Below are 25907 nucleotides of genomic sequence, written 5' to 3' on the forward strand. Positions count from 1 at the left end.
ACCACCAGAAAACGAAAAAATTAATGATGAAAAAACGATATTTACTTCTTAGTATATTATATATTCCAACCCATTTTTTTGCACAAAATAAAACCGTTTATTTTGATTCAGACTGGAAGGAAACGCAAAAAAGCAATGCAAAATATTACCGTCGGCTTCCTCTTCTTAAATTAGGGAACTTAGAGCTGATTCAGGATCATTATGTAAAAGGAGATTCACCTCAGATGCAGGGATATTTTGTGACTGGAGATGAAAAAAATAAAGTTGGAGATGTCTTTTGGTTTTATCAGGATCAAACGGATGCATCAGGAACTTCTTATATCAATAAAACGGCACAAAAAAAGCTGACGTATTATTTTGATGATGGCAAAGTCTGGAAAACCATTCAGTACGGAGACAGTTTAAAAGTGGGTAAGACCATTGAATATAAACCGGATGGAAGTATTTTAGGAGAAGCCATATATAAAGATGGTTATATTCAATCAGGAGTTGTAGGGACGTTGCTTTCCAGAAATGGATATCGCTCATATAATAAAAAAACTCAGGCTGACGATATGGTTCAGCTTCCCGAGAAAGAAGAAAAAAACTCAGAATACAAGCAGATCTATTACTGGAAACATAACCTGAAAACTGCCGTTGAATACTCCTATCGCAACGGAAAGTGTATATTGGAAATGAACTTTGATAAAGATGGCAATCTTGTTCAGAAGCTGGACAGTACATCCTATTATATTTCCAGTAAAAATTTGAAAAACGGTAAAAGTTTCTATTATCGAACTCAAAAAAGTGGAGTGATAGATGAACCGCTTTATATAGAGTACAAAAGCTTCCCGTTCTCAAACGTTACCATGGAAAATGTAAGTCACATTATTCTTCATCGGGGAACTGTCAATTTTCTTGAAAAACATTCTACAAAGGACTTATATAGAGAAATTGAGTACCGGTTTTTTACGGAAAATGGTTTACAAACGATGAGATTAGAAAGGGATTTCCAAAATGAAAAAGCTTGGAAACCCATGAAGGAATATCAAAACACAGAAACCTCTATTGTTTCCGTCTCTGAGATTGAACCCTTATCCATAGAAAAGATTTTTCAAAAGTTTGGTAAAAGAAAATGGATCAATCCGTATTTCAAAAATAAACCCTTTACAGAATATATATACTTTTCATCCCCTGAATTTATGGGTAAAACAATACAGAATTCTTCATCGGGAAAAACACAGACCAATGATAAGGAATCTGTACTCATTTATATAAGCCTTATTCCCGGAAAATATATGATACTACGTGAAAATGGCGGGTATTTCATTCCGAAAACTACAGGCGACCTTATTGAAATTCCAAACTATGTTCAGGAATAATTTTTCCATTTTAAAACTGATTTCCATGAAATTTTCATTCAAAATATATTGTATTATATCATTGCTGTCGTTTACTTATTTGTTTTCGCAAATTCCTGTGTATAAACAGAGCAATAAGTCTAAACCTAAAGTTTCAATACATAAAAATCAACCTTCAGATTCCAGAATGTCTTTACGGGATTCTATTCAGAAAGAAATTCTCATGATGGTAGGTGAAGATAATATGGAGAAAGACGATTTAGATGAAGAAGAATATATAGAATCACAGCATGATCAGATTATGATTTTCCGAAAAAAAATAGACGAATCCAAAGGGTTGCGGAAAGCTGTTTTTCAATATTATCTTGCCAATATTTATATTTCTTCTCTTACCTTTTATGGAAGAACATCAAATAAGAATGATATTACACCCCTTGATCAGCTTCCGGAAGATTACAGGCAATGGGCTGTCAATGATTTTTATAGAGAAGCAGACAGACTTTATACTAACGCGCTTACCAATAGATCTGTTTTACAGGCTGAAAAAACTGAACTATGGAGTGAGATTATTGACCGCTTAGAATTTGCAAAGTATAAACCTACATTATACGATCTTATTGCGACGAATTATCTTAAATTTTTAAATGAATTACCATTTGATTATGATCAATCTGCGAAGAGAAAAATAGCTGTAATCAAAGAGGATTTAAATCAGTTTCATGCCAGTGATAAGGATAAAACAGCATTGCTTTATCTGAAAAGTACTGAAATAGAAGGCGATTCCAAAAAACAGGCAAAACAACTCCAAAACTTGGCTGACAATTTCCCTGAAGAACCTTTTTCAGCCTATCTGTTGTATCAGGCAGCAAGCCTTTTAAGGTATGAAAATGAAGAAAACAATTTTCTCAATGCCTTTAAGGTCTGTCAGAAAGCAATTGATAATTTTCCGTCTTCAGACTGGAGCAACCATTGTAAAAAATTGATCAATGAACTTGAAGGTTCTTCAATGAGCATCAATTTCCCGACCAGAAACCTTCCGGGTGAATATATACCTTTAGAAACGACTTATAAAAATACAGACAAGGTAAAAATAGAACTGGTAAAAAAATCAGGAATTATAGATTTTGATAAAGAACTTTTATGGAGAGGGTTTCATGAGGAAGAAAAACTGTTTTCCTTTACTCATAATGAATTGGACGAGCACAGCTTTCGTACTGAAATTTTCCCTTTAAAGAAGTTTGATGATTACAGATTTCATAAGACGATTCTTGCTCTTCCACCATTGGAAGAGGGGTTGTATGAGATGAATTCTGTTTCTGAAGACTCAGAACGTTCAACGATGTTTGCGGTTTCAGACTTGTTTTATGTCAAAAGATTTGAAGACGATACAAAAGTAACCTTTCAGGCGATTAATACTAAAAGCGGAAAAGCGATTGACAATTCAGAATATATAATGTATCAGAACGTCTATGATTATGAACATAATTATAAGAACAGGAAAAAAGACAATCAACTGATAAGAACAGGAAACGGAACTACGGATAAACAAGGAATCTTCTCTTTGCCAAAATCAAAAAACAGGGAATATGATAATAGCATTATTTATTTTCCTCACCTGAAAAAGTATTTTGTCATTGATTATAATTACAATGAAGTAAGAAATGTAAAAAAAGAAGAAGAGGCAATTAAAGAACCGATCAACAGAGACTTTATCATTTTTACAGACCGTGCCATTTACCGTCCCGGGCAGAAAATGTTCTACAAAGGAATTCTGAAGCAGGAATACTTTGAGAAAACAGGAATTCTCCCAAAACAAAAGGTAGTGGTGACTTTGAGAGATTCCAATTACCAGGATATTTCAAAAGCTGAGGCTGTTACCAATGAATTCGGAAGTATTACCGGAACCTTTATCATTCCGTCACAAGGGCTTACAGGAAATTATTATATAAGTATGGAAGCTGATTTTGGAGAACAGAAAGATACAGAAGAAAATAAAAATAACATAGTCCTTGGAAGTAAATATATTAAAGTAGAAGAATATAAAAGACCAAAATTCCGTGTGGTGGTCAATCCGGTGAAAGAAGCTTACAAGTTGGAGGAAGAAGTGAAAGTAAGCGGGAAGGCAGAAGCTTTTTCAGGCGCTGATATACCTGGAGCAACTGTGAAATATGAAGTTAAAAGAAAGAGAATCCGCCTTTGGAGAAATTATTATCAAAGATATTATCACCCACCTTTTAACGATACAGAAACCGATATTACTCATGGAGAAACCACTACAGACAGTAACGGAAATTTCAATATTACCTTTCGTGCAGAAGCAGATGAAAAAACCAAGGGTGATACAAGAAATTATCAGTATTTCGTTTCATTTTATGTAACCGATGTCAATGGAGAATCACAGAGCGGACAGATCAAAATCAATATCGGAGAGGTAAAGGCGAAGATCAATGTTGATGCACCTGATCTGGTACTGCAGAACGAATGGGAATTTCTGAAAATATCAATGAGTAACCTCAATGATCAGAAAATAAACGGCAAAGGAAACCTTACCATCACCAGAATACCGGAAGAAAAAAAGATCATTTTACCTAAGTTTACCGAAAAAGAAGAGGACAGAAACTATTATGCCGGAAATACAGAAGATAAGGCTTTATCATATTCATCTTATGACAAAGAACTTTTTGATGTTTACTTCCCGCATCTAAGCTATCTGCAAAATGATAACTCTAAGACTCAGAAGGGAGAACTGTTCTTTTCAAAATCATTCAATACTGAAGAAACCGGAACCATTCTACTCAAAAAAAAACCTGAACCCGGAAAATATCTTGTGGAAGCAGAATCTATTGTAGACCAGGATACCATTAAAGCCTTTAAAATAATTGAAGTCTTTGATCATATAACATTCAGAAACGGGAAACCTTCATTTTTCGGAATCCGTACAGATAAAGAACTGTATAAGGTAGGAGAAAAGGCAAAAGTTACTTTCTATTCAGATTTCAAAGAAGGTTTTGTCAATTATCGTTTCATCCGAAACGGAAAGAAAGAAGACTATCAACAGATTGCCCTGAACAAAGGATCTGTGGATATTACATTTACGGTAACCGATACCGATCTGAAAAAACAACTCTTTCTGGATTATGATTTTGTGCATGACAATGATTACACAAAAGGGAATATCAAATTCAAGATCAAAGAAAATATCAACCGAGACCTGGAAATTACCACTCAGGTTTTCCGCGATAGAATTCAGCCGGGAGTTCCGGAGAAATGGATTCTTACCGTTAAAGGAAAAGATAAAGAAAAGATCAATGCAGAAGTATTGGCTTCCATGTATGATGCTTCATTGGATGTGTTTGCCAAAAATGATTACCGCTTTACCTACTACACTCCTTATTCAGATGATAGCTATGATGATTATGATCCCTACCGTATAGAAGCTGATGATTTCTTTGATGGATTAATTTCTTTTAACTCAATTGATAATGATAAGATATACAACAGATATCCTATTCAGTCAGATAAGTTTCCTACCCCGGAATCACCTTATTTTCAATATACGGCGGCTAGAATTGTAAGGACGGCATACATGACAAAATCAGTAGCAGCTAATGCGGTAGCTCAAGAAGTTGTAGTCAGAGGATATTCAAGTATGAAATCTGAAAACACCCCAATTCTATATGTGATTGATGGGAAGCCAATGAAAAATAATATTCCTGAAGATGAAATTGCTGAGATAAAAAAACTGAACAGCGCTGAAGCAATAGCTTTATATGGAAGTGAAGCCGCAGGTGGAGCATATATTGTGACCTCTAAAAGAGCAGTGAGAGAAGAGTTGCTCAAAAAAGTAAAAGCAAGAACCAATCTGGATGAAACAGCATTTTTCTTCCCTAATCTTTATACCGATGCAGAAGGAAACATTAAACTGGAATTCAATACTCCTGAAGCCCTCACAGAATGGAAACTGATCCTGTTCGCACACACTAAAGACCTGAAAACAGGCTCCGCAGAATTCTTAACAAAGACTCAGAAAGAACTTATGGTGACTCCCAATCCGCCAAGGTTCCTGAGACAGGGAGACCATATCGAACTTTCAGCAAAAATTGATAACCTGTCAGACAAAGAACTGAAAGGCGACATGATGCTGTATCTTTTTGATCCCAAAACATCCCAGCCATTAGATTCCGCATTTTTAAATACCAATTCTCTCAAAAAAATCAGTGTGGCAGCCAAAGGATCAACACAGGCAAGCTGGGAAATTAAAGTTCCTTATGCAATAGATCATGTGGGCTATAAAATTCTTGCCAAAACCAAAGACTTTTCAGACGGAGAAGAAAATGTATTGCCTATACTTTCCGACAGAATGCTGGTGACACAAACCATTCCCATTTCCATCAAAGAAGGACAGCATAAAACCTATACGATGGAAGGGCTGGCAAATAATACCTCATCTTCAACCGCGAATTTTAACCTGAGCGTAGAACTTACTTCCAATCCGCTATGGTTTGCCGTGATGTCTATTCCGTATTTAAGATCATTCCCCCACGAATGTTCTGAGCAGCTTTTCAGCAGATTATACGGAAATATGCTTTCAACATATATTATGAATTCATCCCCGAAGATCAAGAAGATATTTGACGAATGGAATGCCAAAGAAACGCCATCCAATCCATTGGAAGCAAATGAAAACCTTAAAGCCATTCTTATAGGAGAAACTCCTTGGCTAAGTACCATTAAAGATCAGAACGAGCAGATGCAGCAGCTTTCTCTATTCTTTAATATGAATAAAATGCAGCGCGATCTTAAAAAAGCCCAACGGGATCTGGTAGACCGTCAAAATCCTGATGGAAGCTTTTCATGGTTCCCGGGTGGCGGTAAAGATAAAACCATTTCCGGACACATTCTTGCAGGCTTTGGAAAGCTTGACAAAATGCTGAAAGGACAATCCGGCGAGTATTTCACCAACGAAATCAACCATGTTATTAGAAATACCGTTGATTATCTGGATAAAGAATACAAAGAACAACTCGTTAAAAATCAAAAAGAAAACAAGGAACTAGATCTCAATGACTATTCTTCCTATTTTTACTATAGAAGCTTCTGGACGAAAAAAGAAATTCCGGCAGAGCTGAAAAAGATACTTCCTACTTTAGCCAATACCTATACAAAGGATTTTAAAGAATACAGTCTCTATCATCAGGTAATGATCACAACGCTGTTACAACGTTATGGTTATCGTGATTTAGCTAAAAAATGTATTGTAGACCTGAAGAAAACATCAAGAAAATCCGAAGAAAACGGAATGTACTGGGAGAATAATTATTCCGGTTGGTATTGGTATCAGGCACCTATTGAAACCCAGGCTATGCTTATCGAAGCCTTTTCAGAGATTACGCCGGAAGACACAGCCAGTGTAGAAGAAATGAAAGTCTGGCTTTTAAAAAATAAACAGACAGAAGGCTGGGGTACTACTAAATCTACTACTGAAGCGGTCTACGCACTACTGAACTACGGGAAATCGTGGCTGGATGCAGAGAAAGGAATTACCATGAAACTAGGAAACGAAACTATTTTCCCCGCTCATGACGGATCAAAAACCTCAGAAGCAGGATTCTTTAAGAAATCTTACTATTGGAAAGACATCACTCCGGAGAAAGGGAATTTAGAGATTCAAAAAAACAGCCCGGGAGTAGCATGGGGCGGAATGTACCGACTGTATTATGAGAATATGGACAAAGTGATGGCAAACAACTCTTCCAATGTTTCCATTGAAAAGAAACTCTTCCTGAAAACGTTTGACGGAAAAGAAGGTAAGCTTAAAGAAGTGACTTCGGAAACTCCAATTAAATTAGGAGACTTAGTTGTTGTCAGAATCGTGATCCATACCGATAAAAATATGCAGTATATTCATCTCAAAGATATGCGGGCAAGTGGTTTTGAGCCCGTGAATGTTCTTTCTACCTACAAATGGCAGAACGGAGCAGGATACTATGAAAGCACCAAAGATGCTGCCACCCATTTCTTTTTTAATGATTTACCTAAAGGAACCTATGTTTTCGAATACGAAGTAAAAGCCAATAATGCAGGCGAATTTTCAAATGGAATCACTTCCTTCCAGAACATGTATGCTCCGGCAATGGGCGCTCATTCAGAAGGGATGAGAGTGAAAATAGTAAAGTAAACTTTCATACTAGATCAATGATAAAAACCCATCTCAGCTTTAGTTGAGATGGGTTTTTATTTTTTTATAATAGTAAAATTAAGATAGAGAAAATACCTTTACATACTCTTTTGGCATCCACATAAAGCATACCACTAATGTTGCAATTAACAACAATGATAAAATTAACGTAGCCACCTTAAAACCATCCAATCTGAACTCTTTTTGAGGATGATTTCTGCCTGAGCTGTAAAACTCTGCAATGTCTTTTCCGTAAGGTAAGTTGTTTCGGGGATTTTCCTGAGTTCTTGCAACGGATGATAAAGAAGGAAGTGTTTCTATACCTTTATTTTGGTTGATGGTATTGGCAAATGACCGTTTATTCTCCTGATGTATTTTTTTCGCAGACTCTATCTTTCCTTCAGTTGTAAGGAAACGTATTACTTCATCTATTTTCTCTGAATACTTATCATATTCTTTACTAATGATCTCAATTCCGTTTTTAGACTCTTTTATCCTGATTTCATTGTCCTGATGTCTTTTTTCGTTTTGTGAAACCTGGCTGTTAAGGAGTTCCAGAAGTTGTGCTTTTTCATCCTTTAAACTTTCTTTTTCCTTTTCGAGATCAGCAATAGAATTTTGAATTGCCCGAAGTCTTTCCTCATGAAGATTCTCAATTTCTTTCTTAAAACCATTGGCGTCAACAATTTTAAAAATTCCTTTCTGTCTTACAAACTCACCGATTTCGTGGCTTTGTGTAAAAAAGATCGTGTCATACATATTCAGAAGCTCAAAAGCCTGATTAAAAAAACTCTGCAACTGTGCTGCATTCGTTTCACAATAAACTACAAGATAATTATTGCTGGTTTGAGTAAAATTAAGATCTTCCATCTCCCGGATATTAAAACCGATCTTATCAAAATCCATTGGCTTATGAATGGAAAACTGATCAGAATGATTGATGGTAATAATTCCGTCCTGCACATTACTTTTCTCAAGATTACTGTGAAAATCGTTCAGGGTATTGATGATAAGACTTTCTGACGTTATTTTATCAACAAAAAGAAGACTTGAACCAATAAATGTTCCGCCTCTGTCAGAATTCTGTTCCTTAGCAAATGTATAAACAGAGTAGGAGATGAGGTTACATCCGCCGGCATAATCCTTTCGTATAGAATAGACGCTGGTTTGCGGAAACAGTTTAATAGCATCAGTTTTTAAATCAAACGTTCTGATCTCTTTCGCTATCGCTTTATTTCCGCCCAGAAAAAAAGATTGCCTGAAGCCATTCGGGTTTCCGAATGTACCAAATGCCGAGAAAAAATAAGTACTGCTCATTAATTTGTAAAGCTAAATTTTAAACGTTCCCAAAATGTTCCTTCATAATCAAGATCGTAGCCCACAATGCTTCTGTACAGCCATTTTGAAAGTACTTCAGCAGTAGAAAGATTCAACAGGCTGATTCTTTCATTTCCGGTTGCATTCTGAACACTTCCCACTGTGTAATAGGTTTTACTTAGCCCATACGTATCAATACGCTGTGAAGTCATTGGTAAATGATCAGAGATAAAACTGTCCAGCGCTTCGGCACTTTCCACATCCATCCTTCCGGATTTATCCCATTTGGAAATCACCAAAATAGCATTCACAGACTTTAAGTTTTTTCCCTTTCTTTCCAGCTCATCCAGAAATTCATTGATTAAAGAATCGTCATTATAAGCAGACTCATAGCTCGTCACAATAATGAATGTAAGAGGAATATTCGCATTAAGGAAAGTCTCTATGCTGCTGTGATAGTTTCCTCCTCGTCTGATATCATTATGATTTTCTCCTGACGTTTCCAAAAAAGTGAGATCAATAGGAACCACTCTTTTTGATTTGTTATTCGGTTCAAAAACAAGATCCAGACGGGTAACCTGATCCCTTGTCGTTCTGTTCGGAAGAACGCCCTGTCTTATATTTTCAAAGAAATCAGAAAGAAGAACATTTGCTTCCTTAGAGTTTGGCGTTCCAAGCTTAGGTCTTAAAACTCCGGCATATGACCTTAAATAATAAAGCATTGACGATAAAATCACAGACTTTCCTGATTCGGCAGTTCCAAAGAAGAACACAAAATTACTTTCCTTGTTTTTGATATCGTTGGAAATCGTTTTTGCAATAGGAACAAAATCTTCCTTTGTATCATTTTGAAAATCAAACGAAAGAGGTTTTAAGGTTTCCTCAGTTTCAAAATTCAGAGGTTTTAAATGATCATGAGTTTCCATAGTTTAGTTATTAGGGATGATGGTTTTACCGCTTCTTTTATTATTAAATACACTTCTGTTATTGTTTCCGTTGTAATTTCCTGAATCCGTTACCAGTAAAATGATAATAACGATAACAAAATCAAGCAGAATACAACCCGCCAGCACTACAAATTGATACATTCCGAAATTTTTAATCGCATGCTCAAAAGCAAACCCGATTTTACCCACCTGCTGTGTTTTTGAAACAATAGGCTCAAAATGTATCTTATCATTTCCAAGAACCGTCTGGGCACGGCTTCCCAGTTTATTGTAATCCGAAAGTGATTCATCAATCAGCCCTTGGGACAATCCGTCTTTTTCCTTTTTTGATAAAAGAAGAAGATCCTGAATCGTTTTATTCCATTTGAAAGCCGCCGTATTGATATCCGATTTCAACGCTCTTTCCTCAGGAGATAAATCCGAAACGATATTATCAATCTGTTTTCCCATTCTTTCCGAAAGATCTTCATAATCTTCACCTACAGGAGTCAGAAGGTCAACCTTTTGACCCGTTAATCTCTCTATATCCTTGATCAATAACTGAGCTCTGCTTCCGATTCCTTTATTTCCGGGATCCTTGATCTGTTCCATCATCTGTTTCTTCTTGATCTCAATATTTTGAGTAGTCGCTTTATTGTATTTATAACTTAATTTTGATTCCACATCATTCTCTAGTGTCGTGAAATTTTTATTAATATCACGAAGCTCGTCGGTATAAATATCCGTTTTCATAAACCTCGTATACAAGGCATTGAAATTAGCAATGAAGCAAAAAGAAGCAATGAAAATGTAGATCCAGACAAGGCTGTTGGTAGGTTTTCCTTCCAATTTTGCATTTCTCAACATCCAGCAAAGGAACAGAAGAAGCAATGATAGAACTAAAGCAATGACAAATGATGCCGGACCAAAAATCTGTTGCAGACCCAGCCAGGTCTGATAAAAACTTACACTGATCAGTAATAAAGCAAGAATTCCCAAAAAGAGATCTGCAGGAGTCGTTTTTTTATTCATAATGTATTCGTTGTTTTGTTGAATAAGCTTATAAAAACATGCTGTTTTATAATGTTCGAAACTACAAACAACGAGCAGAAGAAAATTACGGGAACCCGTAAGTAGAAGTGCTTATGATCTAGTCTGAATGGTGTTTATGAATGTATTCTCGCGCAGATTTTGCAGATGAAGCAGATTTTTATGATCAAAATATTTAATATTCTGAATTTACAGAAAAGCACAAGAAGCATCATGGTTATGTGTACGCTTAGTAATAATCAATTTTATTGATTCCACCTTTTGCTCCCTTGAAATCTTACGAAATAAAGGTAAAACCTTTGCGTTTATATAACCCTCAATATTTTAGCCACTAATTCACGAATTTTTCCTTCTTATTCGTGCATTAGTGGCTAAAAGAATATCTGTATTTAAAGAAACTACTTTTCTTCTGCCTTTAATTTATTTACCAAAGGATTCGCGTACATGGCAAGGAAATATTCCTTAGAAACAGGATCAGACGGATCGATACGCATTTCCTGTCTTCGGATAAACAATTGCTTTTCCTGTTCTGTATATTGAGAAGCATAGGTATCTGTATTGTTCATCAGATCGTAGGCTATATATTTTGTGGGCCAAAGCTTATAGTTTTCGATGATTGATTGATCTATAAGTTGAGCAATAGCTTGCAGCTGCTTGTTTTTATTCTCAATATTGGCGGCAATATCATCCAGTTCAGTATCAATAACATCACCGGCATGGATATGAATTCTTTTCTTTTGTCCTAAAATTCCGCTAAGTATTGTCGTAAAATCTTCATTTTTCCCTTTAATGTATTCCTCTTCTCTATGTTGTGCCAGTAATTGAGGCATTTTTAAGGAATCAGTAGGATCATATTCGTAGGAGATAGAGATAGGAACAATCTTTAATGTTTTAAAATAATCTATTAGAGATTGGTCCCCAGCTGCCATGGCAAGCATCTTTAAAACTCCTTGCTGAGTATCATCATTCCCGTCTTTAGCACGACCTTCACGCTGGGCAATCCATACGGAACGGTTTTCTTCGTGCAGAAGCATGTCAATATATTCAGATAGGGTTTGTGAACTTTTAAGCTGGTCACGAATGGATAAGCCTCTTTGAACTAAGAAATTACGGTTTAGTTTAGCCAGTACATTCAGAAAGTTTCTTTTTACAAGATTGTCTCCGATAGCTGAAGCCGTCATAACATAACCTCCTTCCAGCAGAACCAGATTGAGCAGGGAAGTATCCAGTACAATATCCCTGTGATTAGAAATGTAAAGGTAAGAAGTGTTTTTATCAAGTTTATCGAAACCTGAAGTCGTTAATCCTTCAGAACTCTTAGCAAGAATCTGACGAACCGCATACGCAACAAACTGATGCTGAAAATCACTTATGGAATGAACCTCTTTAAACTGTTCCAGCCAAACCTGCTCATCCACACCGGGAAAAGTAAAGGTCATCAGTGCTTTCATCATCGGATCACGGGCTACACTCTGCAATTTTTCATTCACTTCATGATCATGAAAATACCGGATTTCATCAAACTTCGACATGTTATGGTAAAAATTAAAACTTTTTGCAAAAGAACGAAAATTTATCTGGGGATAGGCTATAAAGGTTGTTAAAGTATTATGAATGGCGTAGAACTTAGAGAAATCATCTGATGAACGGAGCAGACTTCTCTATTTATTCGAGTATATTTTAACCACAAAAGTCACAAAAGTTTTATTTAAACCACTTTAGTTCACTTAAGTAAGTTGAGAAGGATACTGTATAATAAGTTCACATAAGAAGAAAATCAGAGATTTTCAAAACCTTAAGTGTACTTCTTATGCGTAAAGCTTGTCGCTTGAAATAACTTAAGTGTTTAATTCTTTTGTGGTTAAACCATTAAGAACTGTGAAGTTATTAAGAAAAGTTAAGATGAAAATCAAAGATTTTCTTTAGAATACTCTTAAAACGAAGCTCTTCTTAAGACTCTTATCACGTTAATTTTTTCTTAATGGTTCAAAATTAAAATACTCAATAGGTGAATTTGGATTCCTGCGGAATGACAAATACAGCGTTTTATTTATCCGCACACTTTGTCATTCCGTAGGAATCTCAACAATAGTATTCAAATTATATTTCTAAATTTTTTAGCTGAATTCCTGTCTCTGTTTTCCATTCCAATGGTCCATTTGCAGATCTTGCCAACGTAGCGGAAGCTGCTCTTGAGGATGAATTAAAAATATAATCCTTAGTGAGTTTATAGAACCCGTTTTCCAGTTGTAATATTCCGTCTGAAATCATTTTATTTCGTTCCAATACAATACCTTCATTTAACGAGGGTTGTTCTGTTACCATCAGTAGAGAATCTTTATAGACAACAAAACCTTCAGTAGAAGGGCTTCCTTTACTGTTTGCTCCGGCTCCATTTTTACAGAATAACACCAGCTGATTGGTTTCATTTTGTTCAATAGTTTCTTCCACAGACTCAAATATTTTATGTCCTAGTGAAGCCGTCAATATTTTTACATTAGATAAAAATTCTTCCAATTCAGCTTGTTCTGCTTCGGATAATTCCGGTCGGGTAGGAATATTTTGATTAATAGTATAGCGCTCTGCATGCATGGCCAGTTCATACAAACGATTTTCCAAATACTTTACCCCTGCTTTGTTCAGATATTGATCTTTGCTTCCAAAGAATAAGACTTCATTCCAAAAATCTCTGTTGGCTATATGATGGGCAAGACGATCAGCAATCACTTCAGCTTCTCCAATATAGGCTGCGTCTTCATTATTATCTCCTTTACCAATCAGGATATAGACACCAGGCTTTCTAAATTCTGTACGATTGCTGAATTCTCTTACTTTGATACGGGGAACTCTGATGCCTATTCCCGTCCAGTTGCTGAGTTCTGCGGTGGTGAGACTGTTGGGAGTGCCATCCACGAAGAATAGGCGTATGGTTTTTCCGAAGGTATTCATAGTTAGTTTTAATGTTTTGAATCATGAATGACTAATGACTCAAGAATGTTTGTTTAATGGCGGCAATAATAAGAAAAATCTTTAATCTTTCTAAAGAAAAGGTATAAATTTATGAGGTATACTGATATATAAAATGGCTTTTAAAAAGAAGATGTTATTACAGGTCTTTTATGATGTCTTCAGGAGCTTCTAAAACCTTCATAATAAATGTTTTCATAAACAGTTTGAAATTTCCGTTTTTAATATCAACCCAAAATTCTGCATTATGATCTATATTACCGTATTGTAAAAAATATAGAGGCCATAAGTGGGATGTTCGAAATTTGATTCCCAAATAATTTCGCAGGTCTTCGAAATATACTTTTTCCCTATACCGATCCATAAAGACAGGTGTTTTTACCAGGCCATAAATAACGCCGCCTTCTTCATAATTAAACCTAACATATACATTTTTTAAAACGGAAATCCCAAACTGATGATATTGCTCGTCATAAATAACCTTTATATTCAATTCTTCTGATAATTCATCAGCAAGCTGAAGCATTTGCTGGTCAGCCAGGCCTTTCATGTCTTGCTTAATAGAATGTAAAGTATTGGATATCTGAAAAGCCGTTTCTATATTATCTTCTGTTTCAGTCATAAAATGGCTCAATGACCCTGGATCTAAATTTTCTTTTCCCATATAATTTTCAATAAGTTGATTTTCAAAATCCATCAGAAAACAACGTACCCTTTCATTTTCTGTATTTTTAATAAATTCTTTTAAAAGAGGAATAATATCGTCTTCATAATTTATTAAGCGTAAAAGTCCTGTTTCTATAAGAGTTTCAATTTCCTCTCCACCACTGTATTCTGTTAATTCTTTGGATTTTGGAGCTAAATAGAGAAGTTGGTAATGATGGGTACTGATGTATTGTAAATATTTTAAATAATCCTGAACCTGATTTTTCTGATCTTTTGTCCATGGGTAGATTTTGTTTTCGATTCCTATCACATGTAATGAATCTTGATTTTTTAAAACAATATCCACTCTTCTTTTTTCGAAAGTGGAATCTTCCAAAATTACCTGCACTTTTTTCGGATTATCATAGGGAAAATGGAGCCCTAATTCTTCTTTAAACAATTTTAAATAAATATCTCCCTGACCGTGATCTTCATTAGGGTTTAGAAAAAACGCCAATATTTCTGAAACTTTATTTTCGTTCCAGTGCAGGAACTTCATCGCATTAAATTGAGTGGCAAGCTTTTTAGAATGTCTCTTTTCATATTCAATCTCAAACTTAGAACGTGCCTGGATCTCTCGGAAAAAAGAAATATGATCGTTCATGGTATATTAGTTAATTTCATTTTAGCAATAATAAGAAAAATATCTAGTTTTTCTTTGCGGGAAAGCATAAAAGGTGATTAATGCAATCATTAAAAAGGGCTTAGCCACTTCCAAAGTATCTCGAGGTATTTCAATACCCATCTATAGGCACTTTGGAAGAACCTTTAGTCCCTTGGGGAAGTGGCGATACCCCCTTACCTAAGGGGATATCTCGGGTTGCATAAACGGCTATCGGGGCTTGTGAAAGGGCTGTAGACCGTTGTTTAAGGGTCTGGAGCTACTTGTATAACTCCTTAGAGGGACTTTAAAGGCAGAGTGAAGGGGGAGGGCATGAAAAAAGCACGTGAAAACGTGCTTTGTAATGTAACTGTTATTTCAATATTATCCTTGCGGATTATCATTATTAGAGGGCGGTGGTGGAGGAGATTGAGGCTGCTGTGGTGTTATAAAAAATTGCTTCATATCTTCATAGACAACATTGGTACCCGGAACATTCTCTTCAGACAGGAACCTGATATTTCTGTAAAAACTGATCGCATTGTGGTAGTTGTCATGATCTAATAATACTTTGGTATCAGACAGTTGCTCTGTGATGGAATCTAATAGTTGTAACCTTTGTTCTACCTGCTCCCGGGCGATATAATCCCTGTCAAATTCTGCTTTGTCCAGAAATCCCGGAACATGTTGGGCATACTGTTCCATATAGCTTTTGGCTTTATTTACAAAAAGCTTGTTCTGCTCTGCAATTCTCCCGTACTGTTGTCTCTGGTCCGGAGTAAGGTTAATGGTTTTTCCTACAAGGACAGTCTGGATGTCCTGAATAGCCTTATCAATAGTTTCTAAGTCGCTTTTCGAAAAGCTTACACTGATTAAATTGTCTAGTGCCATAAGATCATGTTTTTTGATTTGTTCCTTCCAAATATAATAAGGAAGAGGTCTGGAAAAGCGGTGACACCATAACTTTTCAGGGGTCATTCATGAGATAGTGAAAACGGGATAATGGGGTTTGCATTTTGAAGATTTTTGATGTAAAAAAGACTTCATAAAAAGAAAAATAAAGAAGATTGATCAAAAGCTAATAGTAAAGCAAGTAGCATCATCGAACACAAAATACATCAAGAAGGCAATGTAAAACAATTCAGAGAAATGCCGGGTATCAAGCAGGAAGCACTGACTCTTGACCTTGGGGACGACTGGAACCAGAAGAAAGTTTCTCTGCTGGAACAGAAAGAAATTATTGAAGACCCTTTACTGAAAAGAATTTCTGAAGTATTGAAAATTCCGGTGGAAGCATTTCAGAATTTTAACGAGGAACAAGCTATCAATATAATTTCAAATACATTCCACGATTTTAAAGATAACTCTGTAGCTTCTGCTATGAACTATAATTGTACATTTAATCCAATAGATAAAATTGTGGAATTGTATGATGAAAAGATTGCTCTTTATGAAAGGATGCTGAAGGAGAAGGATGAGATGATGGAGAGGTTGATTGAGAAGGGATAACTTAAGATATTATAAATTGAAAAGCTCAACATTTTCGTTGAGCTTTTTTTGTATGTTTTTTATTTCTTCTTCAATTCTTTTTTCAGTTTTAGAATTTCTTCTAAAAGGTCTTTTGCATCTCCATCCGTAGGAAGTTGCGGTACAAGCTCTCCTTTGAAAGCTTTGTGTAGAATGGCTTGTGGAAGACTATCTATTTTTTCTTTTAGAGTTTTATAGTACTTTTCTATAGTATCTGCTTTGGCAAAGAGACTTTCTACACGAGAAACGATTTCTTGTTGTTCTTTTAACGGCGGTAGATTAATTCGAACGTTTTTTATGTCCTGTTGATTTATACTTGCTTGATTTACTGCGTTTTTTGCGTTCTTTTTTAACTCTTTTAACCCTAATGGACTTACTAAAAAAGTTTTTATAAATTGAGGGGAAACTTTATTTTTATTTAAGATGATCCTCATCATATTACTTTCAAAAATAGCATCTTCATGTATTTTTTCAACGAGCATACATTTTCCAAGGTATTCAATACTGTTTACTCTATTGATCAAAATATTATCAGTCTCAAGTTTATAGAATTCTTTATCTTTTTCTGGAATTTCAACTTTTTGAACTACTTCCCAATCTTTTAATTTACCATCATAAAAGTTGTCGATCCTAATTATTTTTGTACCACTTCCATATTGATTTCTTGGATAGTATGCCCCATTTTTAGGAGTACCTATCATAATTGACTCAAAATTAATCTCTTCCCATTTATGAGTGTTTTTCTCCATTCTCAATTTTTCAGTCAATCTACCAGTAATTGCTTGCCTCAAAACCTGTTGACGAAAATCTTTAAGCAATTGAGGAATACGCTTCAATGCGTTTTTCATTGCTTCATGTTGTGCAAATAAAGCATCTAACTTTGCTACAATACGTTCTTGTTCTGGTAACGGAGGGAGAGGAAAAGGTATTGATTGTAGTTTAGGGGCGTTAATGTTTTTTACAGCAATTCCAACCGCACTATCAGATACAGCTTTCCAATATGAATTTGATTGTAGGAAATAAGAAATTAATTTAGGATAAATTAAAGGCTTAAACCTAATTAAATATGATGCATATAAAACATTGGATTCAATTTCTTCAACTAAATAGCTAAATCCAATTGATCCTGCACGTGAAATGACAATATCATTTTTGCTTAAAATATAGTCATCAAGATTTTTAGGTAAATCAACACAAAATGGAACTTCATCCCACTTAATATTTCCTTTACCTATATCTGTTGTTCTTAAATATTTATAGTCCCCAAAATTTTGTGATTTTGTAGTCCATCCATATTGTGGTTTAGTTGTTACAGTTCCTAGATTTGTTTCAATCCAATTTTTTGGTAACTCTGTAATCATTTCAGTTCTTTAATCAAGTTTTCCAACTCAGTTTGTATCAGTAAAAGCTCCTTTAAAGCATCGTTAGCAATATCTAATGGGTCTCCTATATCGGATGATTTTGTTAAACTTTCATCTGCAATCAATCCTAAATCCAAAGAATCATTTTTCTTTGCAATTTCTTCACGAGAAATGCATTGCCAGCGCTCGTCTTTTACCTGGTTTCTTTTTTCTTCATCTATTGCTCCTTCATATTCTTTTACTACGTTTTCAGCAGTTAATCCTCCGGTATAAGCTTTGATAAAATCTTCAAATGCTTTTTCTGTAAAAGGTGTTCTTTTTCCAAAGTTTGGCATATTGGTTCTCATATCATAGAACCATACATTTTTGGTATTTCTTTCTTCTTTCTTTCCTCTGGTAAAGAAAAGAACATTGGTTTTTACACCTGCTGCATAGAAAATACCTGTTGGTAAACGTAAAATAGTATGCAAATTACATTTTTCCATGAGATCTTTTCGGATGCGTTGTCCGTCACCATCTTCAAACAGAACATTATCCGGTAAAACTACAGCAGCACGTCCAGTCCCATCAGTAATAAGGCTTCTGTAAATATGCTGTAAGAAATTAAGCTGTTTATTGCTAGATATATATTTTAAGTCTGTTCTGGTAGGTTTTTCTCCTCCTTTCTTTGTGCCAAACGGAGGATTTGCTAATACACCATTAAAACCTTTTAGAGTTTCACCTAAACTGGTTAATGTATCACCTAAAAGAATGTTGCTTTCCATTTGGTGTAATCTTGCATTCATTAGAGCTAAACGATGGGCATCTGCAACAAGTTCTACTCCAGAAAACGCTTCTTCTTCCTGAAATTTGATTTTTTCAGAAGAGAGAACGTAACGGTAATCGTATTTTTCTTTCAGATAATGATCTGCAGAAATCATGAATCCAAAGGTTCCACAGGCAGGATCATTCCATCTTTCGCCTAATTTTGGAGCCATGAGTTTTACCATTACATTAATTAATGGACGTGGAGTGAAATATTGCCCAGCACCACTTTTCTTTTCTCCTGCATTTTTCTCCAACAAACTTTCGTAGATATCTCCCATCACGTCACGGTCAGATTCTTCATACCAATCAAGCTTATCGATAGCCTGAACCAAAGTATTGAAGTTTACAGGTTTAGTAAGTGTAGTAGAGGCATTAGTGTAGATGTCTTTGATAGATGGACTCTCTGTCTTGCTACTTACATTAGCTAAAAAATCACGGTATAATCTAAAAGCTTCTACATTATCTGTTTCCTCTACAAATTTACTCCATCTGTACTCTTCAGGGATTTGATCTGAAAATCCTTTTACCTCAGATAATTTAAGGAAAAGGATAAAAGTAAGTTCGTTAAGATATTGGTGGTACGTTACGCCGTCATCGCGCAACACATTACATAAGTTCCAAAGTTTATTGGCTATTTCCTGTGCGCTCATTTTACATCTCTATGCTGAATACAGTTCACTGTTCAGCTCTGTTATCAATTCTTCTAATTCGTTATTAAATATCTTATTTAGCCTTGTAAAACCTCCTTCATCTACAAATGGTCTTAAATCTAAGTCCTGTTTTGTAAGAATGGTTTCTGCCATCAACTGCTTTTCAAAACGGTCTATCCATCTTAATTGTACAGCAGTCCACTGATGTTTTGATTTTAACTTGCTAATGGCTCTCTGAACACGTTCCTGAGGGGTTATGAGGTCAATTCCCATAGAAAGAGTTCTGATATAAGCTATAATATCGGCCGCAATATCCACATTTTTTGTGGATTTCCAAGCAGTATTTAGAGAAGTTTCATTAAAACCTTTTTCATCTAAAAGTAACTTTAATTCTTTTAATGACTTACGGTCTAGCTCCTGAGGTTTATTGCAAATGATATTGATTGCCGTAATCGTATTGCTGTTTTCCTGAAGAAATTTTTTGAAACCTTCTATATAATCTTCAGGCTTATCTGCATTTCCATACCCACGGGTAACTTCCATTACAGAATCTTCATGGGTAGAAACGAATTGAGAATATTTCTTGTATACTTTTGTATCAAGATAATTCCAAAGTGAGCTTAATTGTTCTACTGTATTTTTTATTTCAGAACTGGCTGTATTCTTCAAAGTTTGTATTAATCCTTCAATAGTATTTCCATCTGTATGATAAGAAATATGCTCTTTTTGTTCAGTCGTTAGGTTTCTGGACTTTCGTTGCAATTTTGCAATGATTTGTTCAACTTGTTTATATAAACGCTGCTCATCGGAAATTCTCTCAGTTTCTTCTACCAATTGTTGGAAGCTATAAGAAGGATTTCCTACTGTTTGTATCTGGGTGTAATCTTTTAATGCTTCATATAAACGAACTGCATCAAATATTTTAAAAGATTCTTTTCCTATTTCAGGGCAAAGACGTGTGGCTCTTCCCAACATTTGTTCGTACAATATACGGGAACGTACACGACGCATAAATACAACATTACATATAGATGGAACATCAATTCCGGTAGTTAATAAGTCTACTGTAACAACAATATTCGGATATCTTTCGTTCTTGAAATCTCTGGTTAATTGTGCATTATCATAAACAGTACCCGTAATTTTCTGAATAGCTTTTTCATGAACATCAACTCCAATTTTTTCAAACTCTTCACCCAACATATTGATTATGGTATCTGCATGACTGTCTCTTGCTGCGAAGATGATTGTTTTTTCATTACCTTCAGGATCTAAATGTTTAACAAGCTCCTGAACTACAGCTCTGTTGAAATTATCATTAAGAACTTGTTTATTGAAATGCTCTACATCAAATTTCAATTCATCTTCCAGCTCATCCAAATCTGTTATTTCTCCGGTTTCGCCATCATATACCTGAGGTTTTTCTCCCTTTTCCCATGTAATTCCTTCGGTATTAAGATAAGTTTTAATATTAAATGGAGGTTCATGATCTACCAGATTGCCGTCTATTACAGCTCTTCTATAAGAGTAATTATAAACAGATTCTCCAAAAATTTCTGTTGTATGAAGGGCTGGAGTAGCAGTCATTCCTATTTTAAAGGCATCAAAGTAATCAAGAACTTTACGGTACTGTGCTACATAGTCGTCTTCATTTCGGATTCCAAAATCATCTTCATTCATCTCTTTATCCAATTGATAACCACGGTGTGCTTCATCAACAATAATACAATCATAAGTGTCCACAGTTAATGGCTCTCCTTCATTATAGAAGAGTCTTTTTACCATACTCTGAACGGTGGCAAAATGGAGACGGGATTCTGAGTCCGGAATGGTTGTCCCGAGGTCATCAAACTGATAAATTCCACCAAAAGACTGTTGAGCTTCAACTTTATTTTCTTTAATACTGTCACGTGCCTGAGTTGCCAGAAGCTTTCTATCTGTTAAAAATAGAATTCTTTTAAATCTGTTGGCTTTTATCAGTCTATATATTAATCCATTGATAGTTCTGGTTTTCCCTGTTCCGGTAGCCATAACAAGTAAGGCTCTTTTATCAAAGGGATCTTCGGCCAGTTTATTTTCAACAGATTGGATAGCTTCTATCTGATAATCACGAAGACTTAAACCGCTTGGAGAAGCCAAATAGTCATAATCACTTTCTAAGAGTTTTTCTTTGGCTGCATCCGAGTCTCTGTTGTATAGCTCTTTTAAACCTTCCGGTGAATACCAGCCTTTTAAAGCATATGGACGATTGGTAGACTTTCTTATATCCTGAAACCAAATTCCACTTTTAGTTTTCAGTTGTTCTAAATATTTTTTCCCGTTTGTAGAATACAGAAATGGAACTTTATAAGTATCCCACTGCCCCAATAAAGTAATTTCAGCTAGCGGATGGATATTTTCTGAGTATACTTTAGACTGCCGAAGGTTGGTAGAAATATCAGTATTATATTTCTTAGCCTCAACTAAACCGTAGAGTTCAGTACCAATAAATAAAGCATAATCTGCATACTTTCCTCCGCATGGCCATTCTGCAATTGCTTTATTTTTTCCTTTTTCGGGTAATGTTTTTTTATTCTTGTAATTAATATTTTCTGTATCACATTCCCATCCGGCAGCTCTCAACTGAACGTCTATCAGTTGGATTCTTGTATCAAGCTCGCTTAGATTAATCTTATCAGCATAAAATTGAGCTTTCTCTCTTCTCTTTTTTATACCACTTTCTGAAACATTCAGTGATTGAATTTTTAATTCATAGTTTTTTAATTGAATGGTTAATTCATCAACTTTATCTGTTAAGGAGGCTATTTCCTCATCAGATTTATTGGGCGGTAATTCATAGACAAGGTTTTCAATGGTATCTTCTTCGTAAGTTTCAAAAAACCACTTAGTCAGACTAAATATTTTTTTTAAAATAAATAAAGCTTCATCAGATTTATTATAACCATTATGAGAGGCTCTGTTACCTGACTTTCTAACTACATGGAAAATATCAGTTATTGTATCAGGTAAGATCTCATAATTATTCAGATACTGTATAGCATCGTGTTGATTTAAATGAGAAATATCTTCTGATTCAAAACCAGCAATTAAACCAACCAGTTTTTCACAAAATAATCTTGATTTTGATATTGATGAACTGGCATCTATATAATACAAAGTTTCTGCTAATCTTGCACAATTAAAAAGCTCAGGATAAAGATCCTTTAGAAATAAAAATTTTGATGGCATTAGGTGTTTTTAATAGTATAGGTTATTGTCTTTTAAAAAAATCACTAATAAAAGACAAACTTACTAAAAACCTACTATAAATAAAAGAATCTTGGCTTTAAAACATAAGTAGAAACTTCTTTTCTAAAGTTCATTAAAAATGCTTAGAACCAAGATTATAATGATTACTTTTCTATAAAGTATATTTCATATAGCTATGCTCTTCCTACACATCCACCTCCTCAACCTCCACACCGGCAAATACACAAACACCACAGACAGCACTCCTGCCAATATCCCTACAACAACAGCCATCGCCGTTGCATCCAACTTATAATCCTTAGAAAAATTATATTGCCCTAAGAAAAGCATCGCTAATACCAAAGAACAGGTAATCACCCCATGCAGAATACTCAGCTTGGTCATCAACTTTTTAATATTCAACTGTTCATCTACGGTAAATTCAATGGCGCCTTGTCCGGCGGCATCGGTTACTCTTTTGATAATGTCTATGGTGAGGACAACGGGGAGAAATAAGGCCATGGGGAGGGTAAGGCGGGCCAGATTTTGTTCGCCGGAGAAAAAATGGGTGTAGCCTAATTCTTTGAAGCTGGCATAGGCGATGATGAAATTGAAAAATACATTCGGAAGGACATAATAAATCGTACGCTTGATGAGAAAGCGTTTAAGGGTAGTTTTTTTGAGCTTTTTAGGCGGCTTCGGCTTAAATTTCAATTTCATGAGGTGGTCATTAGCGCTATGGCTTTCTCTTTTATTTTGGCGGCTTCCGCTTTAGGAAGAAAATCTTCGTTGGACAAAAATATAAAATCCATCTGATGGTTGTACGTACTCGTCACCAAAGTGTTTGAGTTCAGCCATGGAAAGGCTACGGTAGGACTAAAAATGGTTTCAATGCTGAAGTTTTTGTAATCGTTCGGGATATTGATCCTGCCCATATTGGAGAGGGTTACATCATGGCCGCCATTGCTTGATTTAAGCATGGAGATCATACGATCAACAATCGGGTGCATCTGTTCACCCATCCACAGCAGTTCGCGGGCTTCCATTTTTCCTATTTTCTGAACGAGGTCTTCTTTAATCTGCTTGGCATTGTTCAACAAGTCGGAACTTCCTTTTTTAATCGCAAGGTCAACCGTTGGGGCAAAAGCAAATAAATGATCTTCTTTGATCTCCGGAATAAAATGACGCACATCTACCGGACTGATGACTTTCCCTTTGGCTTCTTTCCCTTTTACTTCCTGGAATGCCTGCATGAACGCAGAACACAATAAAGCATGTACGGAAATGCCATTGGCTTTACATTTTTGAGTGATTTGAGTCGTAGTTGCCGGATCCAGTTTTTGGTGAAGAACATAGTTTTTTCCAAGGTTTCTCTTTTTGCTTTTTTGCTGTAGCATAAAGAAGAATCTGGCAAAGGTCAGATAAAGTTTGGCTTTGAATTTTTTACTTTTTACATTAAAGTTGGAAGGGAGAAATTCATCTACTGAAGTGAAAGCTTCATAAGGTTCTAATTCCAAAGCAGGGTTGTCCAAAAGCTGAAGAAGCTCTTTCATTAATGTCACTCCTGTGGTTCCGTCTGAAATGCAATGTGGGATAGCCCAAAATACTTCAGAAACATCCTGTCCCCTTACCCAGACTACGCGGGCTAGCGGTGTTTTTTCTTCCTCAAATAAAATTTTCCATTCTTTTTGAGACTCTGTCAGCCAGTCCTGGTCTGTTTTTCTTTCTACAATGCGGAGTGGGATAGGAGCAATCTCTTTTTCTTCTATAAAAAAGGGATATTTCTCAGTTTTAGAGTCTATAACCACTCTTAATAGCGCATGTTTCTGCTGGATTTTTTCCAGAGCAGTTTTAAAATTCTGCTCCGGAAGTTCTCCTTTTATTTTGGCTGAAAATATGCAGTTTACGGGCGTTTCGGGATCTACATACATGATCCTTTCCACCATCATTAGCTTTCTTTTGATCATGATACAGCGATATATTCCAGTTGGGTTTTAATGATCTGCATGATTTCATCACGGATGGAAAGGGCATCGTTATACGGTAAATATCCTTCACTTCCTACAAATGAAAAATCCATTTTTCCACGGTAAGTAGAAACTACCAGTGTTGTCGTATTCCCTAATGGTCCAATGACTGACGGACTGAAAATAGTATCTACACTAAATTCTTTATACTCATGAGGAATCTGAATACGTCCCAGATTGGAAAACATACAGTCATTAGACGATTTACCGTTCTTTAAAAGCTTTGTGAAATTATTCAACGCATCATGTCCGGATTCCATCACCATCATGGTAATATAAGGGTTAAGCTTAGAGGTTTTACGTTCTACAGTAGCCTGCATCGCATGTAAATTTTCTATAAAGCTCAGCTTTTCATTGGCTGAAACTACGATCATCAATCCAAAAGCAAAAATATGATCGTTCTTCACCTGGGTAGCAAAACGTCTGATGTCTACAGGACAGGATACTTTATTGAAAGCTCCGGTTCCTTTTACTTTTTTGAATGCCTGAAGCAAAGCAGCGCTTAAGAACGTGTTTACTGTAGCGCCATTGGCTTTGCAATAGGAAATCAGTTGCTGGCTTACGGTTTCATCTACTTTCCAATTGATTAAATAATCATTTTGACGATCAATGGATTTTTTACCGGTTGGAATAACCTTAATGGCTGTAGCCGCTAATCTTCCAATGAATTTGGCTTTTAGTTTTTGCTTTCGGCTGTTTAAAATATTCGCCGGAACTACGTCCTGAATACCTAAAATAGGGCTTTCTATCCCAATATCGGCTTTTGGATCATCCAATACTTTTAAAAACTCATGAAGGAAAGCCATTGCAGAACCACCATCGCATAAACAATGGTGGAACGCAAACAGCATGTCAGAAACGTCTTCCCCCTTGATCCAGACAAACCGGATAAGAGGTAATTTTTTAGGATCGAATAAAGTATTCCATTCCCTTTTGGATTCTTCCTGCCACTGATCTTCTCCTTTTCTGGCAATAATTCGCACCGGAATGGAGATCGGATTTTCAGGAACATCAAACCAGGGGATATTTTGATCATCGTGAGCAATAAGGGCTCTTAGCCACGGATGTTTTTGCTGGATCTGAGCCAAAGCCTGCTGGATATCCTTTAATGCAAAGGTACCTCTGAGCCTGAAAGGGATCACCGCATTGAACGGTTCTGTTCCGTCTCCCAGTAACATTCGCTCACCAAATAATAATCTTCTTTTAATAGGTTGGTTCATAGG

General features: G+C 35.7%; 16 protein-coding genes. 3 read left to right on the forward strand and 13 right to left on the reverse strand.

The annotated features are described in order from the left end of the window. Nucleotides 1-23: 23 nt before the first annotated feature. On the forward strand, nt 24-1361 hold the full coding sequence (locus tag BBI01_RS00795; protein WP_065392791.1) for a hypothetical protein: 1338 nt from the start codon (nt 24-26) through the stop codon (nt 1359-1361). 25 nt (nt 1362-1386) lie between these two features. Next, entirely contained in the window at nt 1387-7518 is a 6132-nt protein-coding gene (locus BBI01_RS00800) for an alpha-2-macroglobulin family protein (RefSeq protein WP_165602195.1), read from the forward strand. 78 nt (nt 7519-7596) lie between these two features. Here the strand turns inward: BBI01_RS00800 and BBI01_RS00805 are convergent, their stop codons facing one another. The 7 genes from BBI01_RS00805 to BBI01_RS00835 all read right to left on the reverse strand — a co-directional run bounded on the left by BBI01_RS00805 (nt 7597) and on the right by BBI01_RS00835 (nt 15975). Beyond that, complete coding sequence (locus BBI01_RS00805; protein WP_065392793.1) at nt 7597-8835, reverse strand: hypothetical protein; 1239 nt, start codon at nt 8833-8835, stop codon at nt 7597-7599. Continuing rightward, nucleotides 8835-9761, reverse strand: a complete 927-nt coding sequence (locus tag BBI01_RS00810) for a hypothetical protein (protein WP_065392794.1) — start codon at nt 9759-9761, stop codon at nt 8835-8837. Before BBI01_RS00810 ends, BBI01_RS00805 begins: the two co-directional genes overlap by 1 nt. A gap of 3 nt (nt 9762-9764) precedes the next feature. Then, a complete protein-coding gene (locus tag BBI01_RS00815; protein WP_065392795.1) occupies nt 9765-10793 on the reverse strand; it encodes a hypothetical protein in 1029 nt (342 codons plus the stop codon). Nucleotides 10794-11209: 416 nt separating this feature from the next. Further along, nucleotides 11210-12343: a 1-acyl-sn-glycerol-3-phosphate acyltransferase gene (locus BBI01_RS00820; RefSeq protein ID WP_065392796.1), complete on the reverse strand. Its 1134-nt coding sequence runs from the start codon at nt 12341-12343 to the stop codon at nt 11210-11212. 568 nt (nt 12344-12911) lie between these two features. Further along, nucleotides 12912-13760: a GIY-YIG nuclease family protein gene (locus BBI01_RS00825; protein ID WP_065392797.1), complete on the reverse strand. Its 849-nt coding sequence runs from the start codon at nt 13758-13760 to the stop codon at nt 12912-12914. 157 nt (nt 13761-13917) lie between these two features. Next, complete coding sequence (locus BBI01_RS00830) at nt 13918-15087, reverse strand: PDDEXK-like family protein (protein ID WP_065392798.1); 1170 nt, start codon at nt 15085-15087, stop codon at nt 13918-13920. Between the two features lie 381 nt (nt 15088-15468). Then, complete coding sequence (locus BBI01_RS00835) at nt 15469-15975, reverse strand: hypothetical protein (protein ID WP_065393320.1); 507 nt, start codon at nt 15973-15975, stop codon at nt 15469-15471. A gap of 210 nt (nt 15976-16185) precedes the next feature. On the opposite strand from BBI01_RS00835, the gene BBI01_RS00840 reads away from it, so the two are divergent. Then, nucleotides 16186-16593 (forward strand): helix-turn-helix domain-containing protein, encoded by a 408-nt coding sequence (locus tag BBI01_RS00840; protein WP_065392799.1) that lies wholly within the window; start codon nt 16186-16188, stop codon nt 16591-16593. 59 nt (nt 16594-16652) lie between these two features. Here BBI01_RS00840 and BBI01_RS00845 read toward each other — a convergent pair whose 3' ends face one another. The 6 genes from BBI01_RS00845 to BBI01_RS00870 form a co-directional block, all read right to left on the reverse strand. Further along, nucleotides 16653-17972, reverse strand: a complete 1320-nt coding sequence (locus BBI01_RS00845; protein ID WP_065392800.1) for a restriction endonuclease subunit S — start codon at nt 17970-17972, stop codon at nt 16653-16655. Then, nucleotides 17969-19429 carry a class I SAM-dependent DNA methyltransferase gene (locus BBI01_RS00850; protein ID WP_065392801.1) on the reverse strand — a complete coding sequence of 487 codons (1461 nt, stop codon included), beginning with the start codon at nt 19427-19429 and terminating at the stop codon, nt 17969-17971. Before BBI01_RS00850 ends, BBI01_RS00845 begins: the two co-directional genes overlap by 4 nt. Before the next feature lie 9 nt (nt 19430-19438). Then, nucleotides 19439-22657: a type I restriction-modification system endonuclease gene (gene hsdR / locus BBI01_RS00855; RefSeq protein ID WP_065392802.1), complete on the reverse strand. Its 3219-nt coding sequence runs from the start codon at nt 22655-22657 to the stop codon at nt 19439-19441. A 186-nt stretch (nt 22658-22843) separates the two neighbouring features. Continuing rightward, on the reverse strand, nt 22844-23377 hold the full coding sequence (locus BBI01_RS00860) for a hypothetical protein (RefSeq protein WP_065392803.1): 534 nt from the start codon (nt 23375-23377) through the stop codon (nt 22844-22846). Then, nucleotides 23374-24624: a condensation domain-containing protein gene (locus BBI01_RS00865; protein ID WP_065392804.1), complete on the reverse strand. Its 1251-nt coding sequence runs from the start codon at nt 24622-24624 to the stop codon at nt 23374-23376. Before BBI01_RS00865 ends, BBI01_RS00860 begins: the two co-directional genes overlap by 4 nt. Then, on the reverse strand, nt 24621-25904 hold the full coding sequence (locus BBI01_RS00870; RefSeq protein ID WP_065392805.1) for a condensation domain-containing protein: 1284 nt from the start codon (nt 25902-25904) through the stop codon (nt 24621-24623). Before BBI01_RS00870 ends, BBI01_RS00865 begins: the two co-directional genes overlap by 4 nt. Nucleotides 25905-25907: the final 3 nt, after the last annotated feature.

The sequence above is a fragment of the Chryseobacterium artocarpi genome, assembly GCF_001684975.1.
In the GTDB taxonomy this organism is placed as follows: Bacteria; Bacteroidota; Bacteroidia; order Flavobacteriales; family Weeksellaceae; genus Chryseobacterium; species Chryseobacterium artocarpi.